At 60.5% G+C, this 14,787-nt stretch carries 10 protein-coding genes; 3 read left to right on the plus strand and 7 right to left on the minus strand.

What is annotated here, in order from left to right:
• Positions 1-161: 161 nt before the first annotated feature.
• Complete coding sequence (locus A0257_01680; GenBank protein AMR25931.1) at positions 162-2,159, plus strand: hypothetical protein; 1,998 nt, start codon at positions 162-164, stop codon at positions 2,157-2,159.
• Positions 2,160-2,223: 64 nt separating this feature from the next.
• Here the strand turns inward: A0257_01680 and A0257_01685 are convergent, their stop codons facing one another.
• From A0257_01685 to A0257_01710, 6 genes are all read right to left on the minus strand, one after another.
• Positions 2,224-3,177 (minus strand): PA-phosphatase, encoded by a 954-nt coding sequence (locus A0257_01685; GenBank protein AMR25932.1) that lies wholly within the window; start codon positions 3,175-3,177, stop codon positions 2,224-2,226.
• Between the two features lie 49 nt (positions 3,178-3,226).
• Positions 3,227-4,516: a CDP-alcohol phosphatidyltransferase gene (locus tag A0257_01690; GenBank protein ID AMR25933.1), complete on the minus strand. Its 1,290-nt coding sequence runs from the start codon at positions 4,514-4,516 to the stop codon at positions 3,227-3,229.
• A 13-nt stretch (positions 4,517-4,529) separates the two neighbouring features.
• On the minus strand, positions 4,530-7,103 hold the full coding sequence (locus A0257_01695; protein AMR25934.1) for a hypothetical protein: 2,574 nt from the start codon (positions 7,101-7,103) through the stop codon (positions 4,530-4,532).
• On the minus strand, positions 7,100-7,483 hold the full coding sequence (locus tag A0257_01700) for a hypothetical protein (GenBank protein AMR25935.1): 384 nt from the start codon (positions 7,481-7,483) through the stop codon (positions 7,100-7,102). Before A0257_01700 ends, A0257_01695 begins: the two co-directional genes overlap by 4 nt.
• Positions 7,484-7,485: 2 nt before the next feature.
• Positions 7,486-7,944 (minus strand): phosphatidylglycerophosphatase A, encoded by a 459-nt coding sequence (locus A0257_01705; protein ID AMR25936.1) that lies wholly within the window; start codon positions 7,942-7,944, stop codon positions 7,486-7,488.
• A gap of 75 nt (positions 7,945-8,019) precedes the next feature.
• Positions 8,020-9,339 (minus strand): inositol-3-phosphate synthase, encoded by a 1,320-nt coding sequence (locus A0257_01710; protein AMR25937.1) that lies wholly within the window; start codon positions 9,337-9,339, stop codon positions 8,020-8,022.
• A gap of 335 nt (positions 9,340-9,674) precedes the next feature.
• On the opposite strand from A0257_01710, the gene A0257_01715 reads away from it, so the two are divergent.
• The gene (locus A0257_01715) at positions 9,675-11,978 is read left to right on the plus strand and encodes an alpha-mannosidase (protein AMR25938.1); all 2,304 of its coding nucleotides are present in this window, start codon (positions 9,675-9,677) and stop codon (positions 11,976-11,978) included.
• A gap of 139 nt (positions 11,979-12,117) precedes the next feature.
• On the opposite strand, the gene A0257_01720 is transcribed toward A0257_01715, so the two are convergent.
• Positions 12,118-12,993, minus strand: coding sequence for a transcriptional regulator (locus A0257_01720; protein ID AMR25939.1), 876 nt, complete (start codon positions 12,991-12,993; stop codon positions 12,118-12,120).
• A 482-nt stretch (positions 12,994-13,475) separates the two neighbouring features.
• On the opposite strand from A0257_01720, the gene A0257_01725 reads away from it, so the two are divergent.
• Complete coding sequence (locus A0257_01725) at positions 13,476-14,762, plus strand: hypothetical protein (protein AMR25940.1); 1,287 nt, start codon at positions 13,476-13,478, stop codon at positions 14,760-14,762.
• Positions 14,763-14,787 lie beyond the last annotated feature (25 nt).

Below are 14,787 nucleotides of genomic sequence, written 5' to 3' on the forward strand. Positions count from 1 at the left end.
GAACCGGGTGCTAAAGGTATTCGCCAAGCCCCTATTTATCGCCGGAACGGCCAGCTTAAAATGCAAAAAATGCTCATTTTTGTCAAAAAAATACTAGCGCTCACCCGTGCTTCCGCCCGACCTTCGTTCCGCCCGCCTTCTTCCACTCCTACCCTTCGCCGATGTTCGTTTCTAAACTTACCGCTACTACTTTGCTGCTGAGCCTGTTGGTCCCGGCCACCCACGCCACCGTGCGCCTGCCCGCGCTGGTAGGCAGCCACATGGTGTTGCAGCGCGACCGCCCCGTGCCGGTGTGGGGCTGGGCCGCGCTAGGCGAGGCCGTCAGCCTCACGTTTCGGGGCAAAACGTACCGGGCTACCCCCCCCGATGCCAGCGGGCGCTGGCAAGCCACGCTGCCGCCTACCCCCGCCGGCGGGCCGTATGAGCTGACGGTGAAAGGCCAGAATACCATTGAGTTGACTGATGTGTTGGTGGGCGATGTGTGGCTGGCCTCGGGGCAGTCTAACATGCAGTTTAAGGTGAAGGATGCCAACCCCGGCGGCTACCAGCCCACCCAGAACGCCGACCAGGAAATAGCCGCCGCCAACTGGCCCGACATCCGCTTTTTCACCGCCGACCAGGCCGTGGCCTACCGGCCGCAGGCTGAACTGGCGGGCACGGGCTGGCAGGTATGCAGCCCAGCCACCGTGGCCGGGTTTTCGGCGGTGGCCTACTTTTTTAGCCGCGATTTATATGAGAAGTACCACGTGCCGATGGGCGTGGTAGTGAGCAGTTGGGGCGGCACGCCCGCCGAGGCCTGGGTGAGCGCCGAGGGCCTGAAAACCTTGCCCGAATTCGCGCCCCGCATTGCCACCTTTGCCGCCAAGACGACCAGCCTCAGCGACGACCAGCGTGCTTACGAAACCCAGCAGCGCGAGCTGCTGCGCAACGTGCGGGCCCACGACAAAGGCTACCTGCCGAACGGCACCACCTGGGCTGCGCCCGATTTCGACGCCCGCGCCTGGCCTACCATGTCCCTCCCCGGCCTCTGGGAAGCCACGCCGGCCCTGGCCAGCTACGACGGCATCGTGTGGTTTCGGAAGGAAATCGACCTGCCCGCCGCGCTGGCCGGCCAGCCGCTGACCCTCACGCTGGGCAAGATTGACGACAGCGACAGCACCTATATCAATGGCCAGCGGGTGGGCTACGGCTACGGCTACGACAAGCTGCGCACCTACCAGGTGCCCGCCGGTGTGCTGCGGCCGGGCCGCAACGTGCTGGCCGTGCGCGTGGTAGACACGGGCGGCGGCGGCGGCATCGCGGGCGAGCCCAGTGAACTGGCCCTGCGCGGCGCGGGCCAGACGCTAGCGCTGGCCGGTCCCTGGCAGTACCAGGTGGGCCTACCCCCCGAGGACCAGCCCGTGGCGCCCGCGCCGGGCGGCAGCCAAATGGCCCCCACTACCCTTTACAACGCCATGATTGCGCCGCTCCAGCCCTTTGCTTTCAAAGGGGTTATCTGGTATCAGGGCGAAACCAACGCCGACCGCGCCGAGCAGTACCGCACGCTGTTTCCGGCGCTCATCACCGACTGGCGTCGGCACTTCGGGGCCGACCTGCCCTTCCTGTTTGTGCAGCTGGCCAACTTCCAGCCCGCCCGGCCCCAGCCGGCCGAGTCGGCCTGGGCCGAGCTGCGCGAGGCGCAGGCGCTGGCCCTCAAGCTGCCCCGCACGGGCATGGCCACGGCCATCGACATTGGCAATCCGGCCGACATTCACCCCCATAACAAACAGGAAGTGGGCCGCCGCCTGGCCCTGGCCGCCCGCCACGTAACCTACGGCGATAACCAGATGGTTTACAGCGGCCCTACCTACGTCGGCATGGCGGCCAGCGGCGGGGCCATTCGCCTGAAATTTACCCACCTCGGCCCCGGCCTTGAGGTGCAGAATGGCCCCGCGCTGCGCGGCTTCGCGGTGGCCGGGGCCGACCGGCAGTTTCACTGGGCCACGGCCCGGCTGGTGGGCAACGAGGTGGTAGTGCAGAGCGCCGAGGTGAAAAACCCCGTGGCCGTGCGCTACGACTGGGCCGACAGCCCCAACGGCAACCTCTATAATAAAGCGGGCCTGCCCGCCGTGCCCTTCCGCACCGATAGCTGGCCGGGCGTCACGGACGGCCGCAAGTAGCCCGGCTGGCGTGCGGGCCTCTTGCCCCGCCCAGGGGGGGTAGGAAAACCCCAGCGCGCGCACGCTACGCCGCCGGGTCGGTAGCGCGCATAAAAGCCGCCACGAACCGCTTGAACACCAAGCTCCTGGCCAGCAGTAATTGCAGGATAAAAATACCCGTCAGCGCGGTGGTGATGCCGGCCAGCACGTCCAGCACGTAGTGGTGGCTGTTGTAAACCGCCGCAAACCAGATGCCCAGCATAACGCTGAGAAAGAACAGGTTCAGCCAACCCGACCGGTTTTTCACCGCGTAGTACAGCACCACCACCGGGTAGGCCGAATGCAGCGAGGGCATTGCCGCGAAAACGTTGGAATTCTTGGCGTAGATAGACTGAAATAGGCCAACTCCAAAGTAGGCGTCGAAGCGGGCCAGGCCGGCGGTGCTGCCCAGCTTCAGGGGTTGAAACGCGAAGCCGTGCTGCTGCACGTACCAGGGCGGGGCCGCCGGGTGCAGGTAGTAGAGCGTGAACCCCAGCAGGTTAACAATGAGAAAAGTGAGCGAAAACTCAAAGAACAGCCGGCGATTGGTGAAAAATAAATAGCCCGCGAAAACTAGCGGCACGGGCACCCAGCACAGGTAAAAGATGCCGCAGGCCACGTCCAGCCAGGTGTGTTTGTGCAATAGCCAGTACTCATTGGGCGTCAGCAGCAGGCCCTGCGAATGGATGCCAAACAGGCTTTTCTCAGCGTGGTAGAGCGACGCGATGTCCACCGCCCGCACCAGGTAGTTGGGAATAATCTTCAGGTAGTCATACAACACCCAGTAGACCAGAAAGATAGAAAACCCGGTGATGAGGCGACGGGTGAAACCGGATAAAAAATAGCAGCCATTGACCAGCACCACCAGCACCACCTGTTCGGCGTGAAAGCCCAGCAGCCAGTGCGAAAGAAAAAAATAAGCCAGCGTGAGCGCCGGCACCAGCCAGGTGAGATGGCGGCCGGCGGGCCAGCGTGCGGCACCAGAAGGGGGGTAGGGCATAGAAAGAAATTCGGCCGGAGCGGGCCGGTAAACAACGGTGGCGAGCGGGCTACACCGGAATCCGCTCCACCACCGGCTTCTGGCTGGCCGCGTCGCGGCCCGTCAGCTCAATATACCGGACGTTAGGCACCCAAAACGTGCCGCCCTCAATGCGCAGGTACACCCGCTCCAGCTGAATCTGCTTGTTGGCCACGGTCGCGTACACGTGAAAGGCGTTGTCGAAGCCGGACTTCATGAGCACGAACGGCACCTTGCCGTAGGCGGCAAATTTCAGCGCGTACTTGCCCGGCGCTATCTTTCTGGCGCTGAGGCCGTAGGCAAACCGGCGCTGAATAAAATTCAGGTCCTTGCGCTGCCCCTGTTCCTCATACCGCAGCCAGAAAATATTAATGGGCTCGTCCTCATCCAGCTGGCCCGCGCTGTTCACGTTCAGCTGGTAGATGATGGTATTGGTATTGGGGTCGCGCTGCAAGTAAAAAAGCTGGTGCGCCACGCCGCTCGGCACCGGATACGTGAGCATGGGCGTGGGCTGCTGCCCCGCCGCCACCAGCGATAAGCTGCTGCCCAGCAAGCCGATAAGCAGCACCGCCGCCTTCGCCGCCTGGGAGGGGGGTAGGGCGGCGGCCGGCGCGGCGGCGCGCAGGGCCAGCGCCCGCTTGGCCTGGCGCAGGCGCGCCACGGCCGTAATGTTGGCCAGCACGGCCAGCACGGCAATCGGGAAGGTGAGAATCGACATGGTTTCAAAGACGTGAAACGGAATGCCCGGCACGAACAGCTTATAGTCGCCGCCCAGCCAGGCCGAGCTGACGCCGCAGGCTAAGGCGCTGACGCCCAGCAGCACTACCCGCTCGGGGCGCTGCATCAGGCCGCCCTTGCACTCCACGCCTAGGCCCTCGGCGCGGGCGCGGGTGTAGCTCACCATCATCGAGCCGATGAGGGCGATGAACGCGCCCAGCGAGCCCAGCAGGTAGTGGTGCGCCACCAGGTAGTAGCAGATGCCCAGGAAGGTAAACAGCTCGCTGTAACGGTCTAGCACTGAGTCGAACAGCGCGCCGTAGGTGCTCTGCATATTGCCCAGGCGCGCCACCTGCCCGTCCAGCATATCGAAGAGGCCCGCAAACAGGATGAGCGCGCCGCCCCAGCCCACGTAGCGCAGGTCGCCGCGGTTGCCCTCCTCGCCGCCCACGATGAAGAGCACCGCTACCCCCACGTTCAGCCCGAAGCCCGTGAGTGTCACGGCGTTGGGCGTGAAGCCCAGCCGAATCAGCAGCCGCACGAAGGGGTTGATAACCTGGTAGATGCCGCCTTGCAGCGCGGTGCGGAGTGCGTCGAATGTCATGCGGGTCGGGGCGTTAAAAATCAAACTTAAACCGGCCCCGAATGCCCCACGCCGCCACGTTGGGGTTGTCCAGGTACGTGAGGCGGCGCACCAAGTCCACCCGAAACAGCTTGAAGATGTTGGCCAGGCCCACGCTGGCTTCGGCGTAGGGCTGGCTGCCCAGCGAAAAGGCGATGGGCTGGCCCCGGCCCAGGTCGGCCCGCAAAAATTCGTATAGCTCGGGGTGCAGGCCGGGATTGTTCTGGTCGCGCAGGCCGCCGTAGAGAATTTTGAGCGACGCCACCTCGCGCAACTTCAGCCGCCGGATGAGGGGTAGCTTATTGAAAATGAAGCCGTTGAAATTATGGTCCAGGAACAGGCTGGCGTAGTGGTCACTCGAAAATTCCAGGAAATTCATCAGGTTGTACGATTGTAGCTGGTACGAAAACGTCTGGTTGGCGCGGTGAATATCGAGCAACGGAAACGGCACCTGCCCAAACAGGTAGCCCGCCTCAAACGTGACGTCGGTGTGGCCCAGCTGCGAGAGATAAAACCGCTTGTTGAAGTTGAAAACCAGGTTTTGGTAGGTGTACTCGCCGCCCAGCACGCCCTTGAAGCCCGCGTTGAGAATGAGCGTGTAAACGGGCGCGGGGCTGATGATGGGTGTGCGGTAGAGCTTGCCTTGGTAAAACTTTTCGCGCGGTGCCCAGCGCAGCGTCAGCCCCAGCTCGGTGGTGCGCAGGCCGGCAATTGGGTGAGCTTCGCCCGCCACGCGGTTGCGGAAATAGAGGCCGCCGGCCGGACTTTGCAACCAGTTTTTGAAGCTGAGCGCGTACGAAAAGTGGTTGTTGAACTCGTGCAGGTAGTCAAAGCGCGCAATGTCATTATACAAGTATTTATCATTGATGCCGCGCTTAAAGGACAGCAAAAAATTGTCTTCCTGCACGAACTGCAATTCCTGCCCCGGAATCTTGGTGTCGCGCTGGAAGCTGGCCCGGATAAAATTCTGCGCAAAGGTGTAAATCGACTTATTATTAAGCGAATACGTCGAGCTGAAGAAGTATTTCCACTTCTCATCCCGGAAGCCGTAGGCCCCGTAGGTTTCAAAATAAATGCGCTTGCTGAAGTCCGGCGTCGTCCTACCCCCCAGCCGCAGCCGGAAGCCCTCCACCGGGTTGAAGCTGTAAAACGTGTTGGATGGCCCCACGTCAATCGGCCCAAACGCCTTGTAGCCCGAAAACAGGAACGTAAACAGCGTGAGCGAGCGCTGAAACGACTTGATAGTCTGGAGCGTATCGATATTTTTGTAAATCGTCCGCTCCATCAGCGTCAGGCTGTCGGGCCGGTTTTGTTGCCAGAAAGCCGCGTCGCGGCCGGTGGTGCTGTCGGCCATCACCACGGCCGGGCCGGCGTAGAGGCTGTCGGGCTCGGGCTGGCCAATGCGGTAGTTCTCGTTGATGACCGTGCGCACGCCAAAAAAGCCCGAGCCCTTGCGGGTGAGGCTGAAGTCGATGGCCAGCACGCTCTTGCGCAGGTGGTAGCGCTGGTCGGGGTTGGGCGCGAACTCCAGGTCGGCGCTGAGGCTGCGTATGAGGTTGAGGTTGATGCGACTATCTGCCCCCAGCTCGGCGCGCTGCACGGCGTAGTGCCCGTCGAGCGTCACGTAGAGCTTGCCCGTGAAGAGCAGGTCGCCCCGGTTGCGTGGGTTAAAGCTCAACTCAATTAGCTGCGGCACGTGCTCCTTGAGCGTGTCGCTGATGTAGTATTGGTAAAAGGTCGGTCCGCCGTTGGCAATGGGGCTCAGCAGCTGATTGCCGAGCAGGCTCACGTTGTTATCGTAGATGTTGATGTCCTGATACATCCGGTTGAAGTAGGTGCTCAGGCCGTCATTATCAATGAATTGCTTGTCAAATTGCACCTGCTTGCTGGCCAGCACCACGGTTTTGAGCGTGGGCGGGTCTTTGCGGTAGTATTCCTTCGACAGCTTCTCCTCCAGGTACACCGGCAGCACGTTCACGCCGCCCACCGCCGTCGAATCCTGCTTCTTAAATAAAAACTGGTAATTGTGAAATATCTTCCGGTTCTTGAATTTCTCCGATAAGTTGCTGAACGAGAACCCCATCTTCTCGTACTTCTCATACTCCACGTAGGGGTAGCTTTCGGGCTGATTCTCGGCCTTGTGGGCGATAATCTGCCGGATAAGCTCCACGGCGGGATTTTCCTTATTTTTATAGCGCGGCGGCTTGGTGCCCTTGACGACCACCTCGTTGAGCTGCGCCGAGCTGGTCACCAGCTGCACATTCAAGGTCAGCGGCTGGCCGGGCACGAACGTTTTGGTCACCTGCCGGTAGCCCAGGTAAGTGAAAACCAGGGTCGCGTATTGCGCGGGCACTTGCAGCGAGTAGTGCCCCTGCTCATCGGTGTTGACCCCGAGGGCCGACTGGGGCACGGCAACGCTCACGAAGGGCAATTTGGCCTTCGTCCGGGCATCCGTCACCACTCCGCTGATGGTGGTAGTCTGGGCCAGCGCCGGCCCCGCGAGTAGTACCAGCAGCAGCCAGAGCAGCCCCACCGGGGCCAAAAGCCTGCTACACCAAAACCTTATCATTTCCTGAATACAAAATAGAGCTGCAAAAAGTAGTTGAACCCGACGCCAACCGCTAGGGAAACCAGCACTTTGCTTGCCAGATAATTTAGGTGTAATTGCTGGGTAAACAGATAAACGCCACCAGCGTTCAACAGCATACTGCCCAGCCACACCAAAAAATACCGGCCGCCCTGCGCCGGAGCCCGCTGGTGCGGTGCCTGAAACACGTAGTGCCGCCCCAGGTAAAAATTGACTAGGCCCCCGGCCGTGTTGCCCAGCGCCGTGGCGAGCAAATACCAGCTGTGCAGGCCCTCGACGCAGGCCACTGTCACCAAAAAATCGACAGCCGTGCCGGTCGCGGCGGCGGCTTGCGCGCGCAAAAACCGGCGGTAGCCCACCACCCTTATAGGTAGCCCAGCCGCCGGCCGGCTTGTAGCAGCAGGTTGGTGTAGAGGCCGGCTAGCACGTCGTCCATCATCACGCCCACGCCGCCCGGTAGCTCTTCCATATTCTTGATAAACAAAGGCTTAGTGATATCAAAAAAGCGAAACAGCACGAGGCCGGCCAGTAAGTTCGGCCCCGTAACGGGAATCCGCAACATGCCGACCCACATGCCCGCCACCTCATCGATGACAACCCGCGAGCTGTCTTTGCCCCACTCAGGCTCGACGCGCTGGGCGGCCAGCGTGCCCGCGGCCAGCACCCCGAGCGTGAATAGGGTGGCCGGGCCGGGCCGCCGCGTAGGGTCGCGGGTGCGGGCCAGGTATAAGGCGAGGCAGCAGGCGGCGGCCGCCACCGTGCCGCCGCCTTTCACGTACCCGATGCCTAGCACGCTGGCGAATAGATTAAACAATTGAGTAATCAGTTAAGAATTAGGAGTTAAGAGTAAGAGTTGAATAATACTTCGAGAGAATTTAACGCTCAACTCCTAACTCCTTCACATCGCCGGACCATCTTGGTAGGCTTCTTCGCTGGCGGCGGCCACGGGCTCTTCGCCCATGAGCAGGCGCAAGGTGTTGTGCAGCGTCACGAGCTGCTTGAAGATGTCGTGCTCGGGCCGCAGGCCAGGCGCGGTTTGGGGCGACTTGAGGTAGAACGAGAGCCACTCCTGCACGCCCGCCAGGCCGGCGCGCTTGGCCAGGTCCATAAACAGGGCTAGGTCGAGCACCAGCGGGGCCGCCAGGATGGAGTCGCGGCAGAGGAAGTTAATCTTAATCTGCATCGGGTAGCCCAGCCAGCCAAAGATGTCGATGTTGTCCCAGCTCTCCTTGTTGTCGCCGGCGGGGGGGTAGTAATTGATGCGCACCTTGTGGTACATATCGCCGTATAGCTCCGGGTTTTCTTGGGGGTGAAACACGCTGTCGAGCACGCTCAGCTTCGACACTTCCTTGGTGCGGAAGTTATCGGGGTCGTCGAGCACCAGGCCGTCGCGGTTGCCCAGAATATTGGTGGAGAACCAGCCTCGCACCCCCAGCGAGCGGGCACTCAGGCCGGGGGCTACGATGGTTTTCATCAGGGTCTGGCCCGTTTTGAAGTCCTTGCCGGCCACCGGCGTGCCGGTGGTGGCGGCCAGCTCCAGCAGCGCGGGCACGTCCACGGTCAGGTTGGGGGCACCATTCACGAACGGCACGCCCTCGCGCAGGGCGGCGTAGGCGTATATCATGCTGGGCGCGATGTGGGGCGCGTTGGCCCGCAGGCCCGCCTCAAAGTTGGCCAGCGTGCGGTGCGTGTCGGTCAGCTCGTGGTAGATTTCCGTCGAGCCGCACCACACCATGACCAGGCGGCTACAGTCGCGGGTGGCCTTAAAGTTACGAATATCAGCGATAACCTGCTCGGCCAGGTCGAGCTTGGTGGTGTAGGTCTTGACGTGGGTGCCGTCCAGGTTCTTGACGTAGCGCGGGTCAAACGCGGCCTTCATGGGCACCAGCGCCTCCATCTCGGCGCGCACGGGCTGCAAGGTTCGGTAGTCCAGCACGCCGGCCTTCAGGGCCGCCTCGTACACGTTGTCCTCGTACACGTCCCAGCCGCCAAACTCAATATCAGCAAGGGCCGTCAGCGGGGCAAAGTCTTTGATGACGGGGTTGCCGGTTGAAGTGCGGATTTTGCCCATCTGCGTGAGCGAGCCAATGGGCTGGGCAGTGCCTTTGCGCACCGCCAGCACGCCCGCGATGAGGGTAGTGGCCACGGCTCCCATGCCGGGTAGGAGGATGCCAAGTTTGCCGTCGGCTGGCGCAACCAGCCCTTTTTGTTCTTTCATTTGAAGTGGCGTTCGGTACTACATGAAGCAAGATGATGTTGCAGCTTCCGATTTGGTGCAACAAGACGGATATAACTTGGAATTATTTTATCCGCATGAAGGGCGGATTAACCAATTCGGGGCGCAAAGGTATTCGGGCGACTCTGTTCGGACGGCTGAATTTTGAATCGGCTACGCTAAGCTGGGTGGTCAACTATCTGGTAATTACCGCTAAAAAACTCATCTGCTCTCCTCTGCCCGCCGTTATTTGGGTCGCCGGTACCTTAGATTGGCAGTTCGAAAGCTGTTTGGACAGAATTGCCCGCCGCGCGTTGCCGATTATTTTACTTTCCAGAATGACCAAAACAGTCCTATTGGCCGCGATGTTGCGCGCGCTCAGCACGGGCACGTTCGCCCAGGCCCAAGTCTCTACCCCCCCCTCGCCGGCCGACCTCGTGAACCCGCTGATGGGCACCGACTCGAAGCCCGAGTTTTCGAACGGCAATACGTATCCGGCCATTTCGCGGCCCTGGGGCATGAACTGCTGGCTGCCCCAAACCGGCAAAATGGGCAACGGCTGGGCCTACCAGTATGAGGCCAATAAAATCCGGGGCTTCAAGCAAACGCACCAGCCCTCGCCCTGGATGAACGACTACGGCCAGTTTGCGCTCATGCCCGGCACCGGCAGGGTAAAGGTGGACGAGGACGCCCGCGCCAGCTGGTTTTCGCACAAATCCGAAACCGCCAAGCCCTACTACTACCGCGTGTACTTGGCTGATTATGACCTCACCACCGAAATAGCGCCTACCGAGCGGGCGGCCCGCTTCCGCTTCACCTTTCCGCGCACCGACAGTGCCTGGGTAGTGCTTGACGCGCTAAACAAGGGCTCGATGGTGAAGCTCCTGCCGGCCCAGAATCGCATCGTTGGCTACACCACCAAAAACAGCGGCGGCGTGCCGGCCAATTTCAAAAACTACTTCGTGGTCGAGTTCGACCACCCGTTTACCCAGGCCCGGATTTTCAACGATAAAACCTTGGTGGCGGGCCTGCAAGAGCTGGCTGCCGACCACGTGGGCGCGGCCGTGAGCTTCAAAACCCGCAAGGGTGAGCAGGTGCAGGCGCGGGTGGCCTCGTCGTTTATCAGCGCCGAGCAGGCCGAACGGAATCTGCAAGAGATTGGCAGTAAGGATTTTGAAGCCGTAAAGCAGGAAGGTCGCGCCGCCTGGAACCAGGTGCTGGGCCGCATCGAGGTGGCGGGCGGCACCGACGCGCAGCAGCGCACCTTCTACTCGTGCCTGTACCGGGCGCTGCTGTTTCCGCGCCGCTTTTATGAGCTGGACGCGGCCGGGCAGCCCGTGCACTACAGCCCCTTCAATGGCCAGGTACTACCCGGCTACCTTTACACCGACACGGGCGTGTGGGACACGTTTCGGGCGCTGTTTCCGCTGCTTAACCTGGTGTATCCTGACGAAAGCGCCAAGATGCAGGCCGGCCTCGCCAACGACTACCGCGAGGGCGGCTGGCTGCCCGAGTGGGCCAGCCCCGGCTATCGCAACGTGATGGTGGGCAACAACTCGGCCTCGGTAGTGGCCGATGCCTACCTCAAAGGCGTACGCCCCGCCGACCCAAACGACACCAACACGCTCTACGAGGCGCTCCTCCAGGATGCCAACCACGCCGGGCCGCTCGAAGCCGTGGGCCGCGCCGGCGTGGAATACTACAACAAGCTCGGCTATGTGCCTTACGATGTGAAGATTAAGGAGAATGCCGCCCGCACCCTCGAATACGCCTACGACGACTTCACCATCGCGCAGCTGGCCAAGGCCTTACATAAGCCGAAGAAGGAAATCGACCTCTACAGCCGGCGCAGCCAGAACTACCGCAAGCTCTACGACAAGCCGACCGGCCTCATGCGCGGGCGCAACCAGAACGGCACGTTCGAAACGCCCTTCAACCCCTTCAAGTGGGGCGATGCCTTCACCGAAGGCAACAGCTGGCAGTACACCTGGTCGGTGTTTCACGATGTGCAGGGCTTGATGAATCTGATGGGGGGTAGGGAAAAATTCGCGACTAAGCTCGATTCCGTGTTCACCCTACCCCCCATTTTTGACGCGAGCTACTACGGCGAAGTCATTCACGAAATCCGGGAGATGCAGGTGGCCGATATGGGCCAGTATGCCCACGGCAACCAGCCGGCCCAGCACATCATCTACCTCTACAATTACGCCGCCCAGCCCTGGAAAGCCCAGTATTGGGTGCGCGAGGTACTCGACCGCCTCTACCGCCCTACCCCCGACGGCTACTGCGGCGACGAGGACAACGGCCAAACTTCGGCCTGGTACGTGTTTTCGGCCCTGGGCTTCTACCCCGTGTGCCCCGGCACCGACCAGTACGTGCTCGGTGCGCCGCTCTTCCCCAAAGCCACCCTGCACCTGCCCGGCGGCCCCGACGTGGTGCTGAACGCGCCCGCCAACTCGGCCGAAAATAAATATATTAACCGCTTAACCGTCAACGGCCAGGAATATTCGCGCAACTGGCTCAGCCACGCCGAGCTGGTGAAAGGTGCCGTCCTAAATTTTGAGATGAGTGCCCAGCCGAATACGACCCGCGGCACGGGGGTAGGGGACGCGCCGTTTTCGATGTCGAAGGCGGAGAAGTAAAGCCAGTTGTCATTGCGAGCGCCACGAAATGAAGCGCGGCAATCTTTCCTTCACGTTAGGGTCACTACCCCGACGATTAGGAAAGATTGCCGCGCTCCGCTTTGCTACGCTCGCAATGACAGGGCGCAGTCGGTACGCGCTAAATAAATATCCGATTCCCCGAAAAATTACCCCGAAACTCCTTGGGCGTGCAGCCTTTACGCTTCTTAAACGTGCGGTTGAAGTTGGAGATATTATTAAACCCGCACTTGTAGGCCACCTCGGCCACATTGTGCGTGGTATCTATCAGCATGCGGGTGGCGTGGCCCAGCCGTATTTCGTTGAGGCTGTCGATGAACGTGCTGCCGATGCGCTTTTTGATAAAGCGGCTGAACGACGCCTCGGGCATGTTGGCCACCTTCGCCACCTCCGTTAGGCTGATGGGTCGGCTGTAGTTGGCGTTCATGTATTCGAATACCTTCTCAATACGCCGGCTGTTGTAGTTAAACTGCTCATTGTCAGAAGACGAGTCCGACAAAGTGCGCATGTTGCGCGAGGTGGACAAGTCGTGCAGAATGGAGAACAATTCCAGCACCGAGTCGAAGCCATTTTTCTGCTCCAGCTGCAACAGCCGGGGTAGGAGGCGCTCAATCGTTTCGGGCGAAAACAAGATGCCGCGCTGGGCCTTGTCAAACATCGTTTTGATAAAGCTGAGCTGGTTGCGCCGCAGCAGCCGGTCTTCAAACAGGTCCTTGTGAAACTGAATAGTCAGCTCCGTAATTAGCTCACTTTCACACTTATGCGTAAACCAGGCGTGGTAGAGGTTGGGTCCCACGAGCACCAGCTCCACCTCATCGATGACCTCGATGTGGTCGCCCACGATGCGCTTGGCACCCCCGGCGTTGAGGATAAGATTTAGCTCATATTCCTCGTGGTAGTGCAGCGGGAAATCAAATTTTTTCTTGACCCGCGAGAAGAGCGTGAAGCAGTCGCTTTGGGTAAGCGGCGTGATTTCGCGCATGATGTCCTGTTTCATGGGTGGGAAAGGTTTAATAGTTCGAGCCAATAAAAGTACACTTTTTAGACAAAATGCTATCAACTGCTAGTGGACGTTCGTTTAGCTGCTATTTACAAAATTTACCTTGATAAGCAAGTGATTAGCTGATAAAAAAATCATAATTGCTTAATAGTGCGCGAATCTTCTACAAGCAAACGTCGAAATAGTATTACGAAGACGCGTTCTTTCTCAGGACCTTTGCCCACCTGCACTTTCTACCTCACTCAATCTTTATGGCTACTGCCCGCCAGCGCCATCCGCAAGCGCGCCGCCGCTTTAACCAGGCCGTGACCGCGGCTCGGGGCCGAGGTGCTGGCCAACCCATTCGCTACCTAAAGAATTGACTGGTAGGTAGCTGCGCTACTAACGCCCCAGAGGCTGTTCCTGCCGGGTGGCTACTTGCCACAGACCAGGGGCGGCCTCGGTGCTTTTACGGGGTAAGAAACTATGCTCACATGCTTATGAAGAATATTCTGTCGCGCTCGCTGCTGCTAGCAGCACTTGCCCTGGGCTGCACCCAGGCCTTCGCCCAGCCTACCGGCTTCGTGCGGCGCAAGGGCACCGAACTCACGCTCGATGGCAAGCCCTACCGCTTCATTGGGGCCAACTACTGGTACGGGGGTCTGCTGGCTACTCAGGGCGAAGCCGGCAAAGCCCGCCTAATCAAGGAGCTGGATTTTCTGAAAAAGCAGGGCGTCACCAACCTGCGCGTGATGGTAGGAGCCGAGGGCCTGAACCACGGCTACAAGTACCGCGTGCCGCAGCCCCTGCAAACCGAGCCGGGCAAATTTGACGAGAATATCGCCGTGGGGCTCGACTACCTGCTGGCTGAGCTGGACAAGCGTCAGATGAAGGCCGTGCTACACTTTACCAATACCTGGGAGTGGAGCGGCGGCCTTACTCAGTACCTGGAGTGGAACGGCTACCCCGCCACGCCCCTGCCCAAAGACCCGGATTTTGTTTGGAATAAGTTTCAGGAGTACGTCGCGCAGTTTTTCACCTGCGCGCCCTGCCAGCAGCAGGTGGATACGTACATCCGCTACGTGCTGGCCCGCACCAATACCATCACCAAGAAGCCCTACTTGCAGGACCCGGCCATCATGGCCTGGGAAATAATGAACGAGCCCCGGCCCATGACCCTGGCCGCTACCCCCGCCTTCGAGACCTGGATGCGGCATACCTCGGCTCTCATTAAGTCTTTGGATAAAAACCACTTGCTGACCACCGGCAGCGAGGGCGACGCGGCTTCGGACCGGAAAATGGACGTGTTCGAGCGCGTCCACTCCGACCCCAACATCGACTACCTTACCATCCACATCTGGCCCAAGAACTGGGGCTGGTTCCGCGACACGGCCACGGCCAAGGGGATGCCCGCCGTTATTGCCAAAGCCAAAACCTACGTGGAGAACCACGTGGCCGTGGCCCAAAAGCTGGGCAAGCCGCTGGTGATTGAGGAGTTTGGCCTGCCGCGCGACGGACAAGTATTTACCCTGACCTCCAGCACCACGCTGCGCGACGAGTATTTCGCCGCCCTTTTCGGGATGGTGAAGGCGAACCCAATTATTACGGGCTACGACTTCTGGGCCTTCGGCGGCACGGCGCGGCCCATCCCCGGCCAGGTGTTCTGGAAGAAGGGCGATGCCTACCTGGGCGACCCCGGCGGCGAAGAGCAGGGCCTGAACTCGGTATTCGATGCCGACAAGTCCACCTGGGCCGTTGTCGGCAAGTATCTTAAAACCATGAAATAAGCCATGAATTTTCGTTCTCTCACGT

The organism is Hymenobacter psoromatis (assembly GCA_001596155.1).
Lineage (GTDB): Bacteria > Bacteroidota > Bacteroidia > Cytophagales > Hymenobacteraceae > Hymenobacter.

Excerpts from the sequence above, each read along its gene's own strand:
- A0257_01680 (AMR25931.1), top strand. The coding sequence starts at position 162 with ATGTTCGTTTCTAAACTTACCGCTACTACTTTGCTGCTGAGCCTGTTG.
- A0257_01685 (AMR25932.1), bottom strand. The coding sequence starts at position 3,177 with ATGCCCTACCCCCCTTCTGGTGCCGCACGCTGGCCCGCCGGCCGCCAT.
- A0257_01690 (AMR25933.1), bottom strand. The coding sequence starts at position 4,516 with ATGACATTCGACGCACTCCGCACCGCGCTGCAAGGCGGCATCTACCAG.
- A0257_01695 (AMR25934.1), bottom strand. The coding sequence starts at position 7,103 with ATGATAAGGTTTTGGTGTAGCAGGCTTTTGGCCCCGGTGGGGCTGCTC.
- A0257_01710 (AMR25937.1), bottom strand. The coding sequence starts at position 9,339 with ATGAAAGAACAAAAAGGGCTGGTTGCGCCAGCCGACGGCAAACTTGGC.
- A0257_01715 (AMR25938.1), top strand. The coding sequence starts at position 9,675 with ATGACCAAAACAGTCCTATTGGCCGCGATGTTGCGCGCGCTCAGCACG.
- A0257_01720 (AMR25939.1), bottom strand. The coding sequence starts at position 12,993 with ATGAAACAGGACATCATGCGCGAAATCACGCCGCTTACCCAAAGCGAC.
- A0257_01725 (AMR25940.1), top strand. The coding sequence starts at position 13,476 with ATGAAGAATATTCTGTCGCGCTCGCTGCTGCTAGCAGCACTTGCCCTG.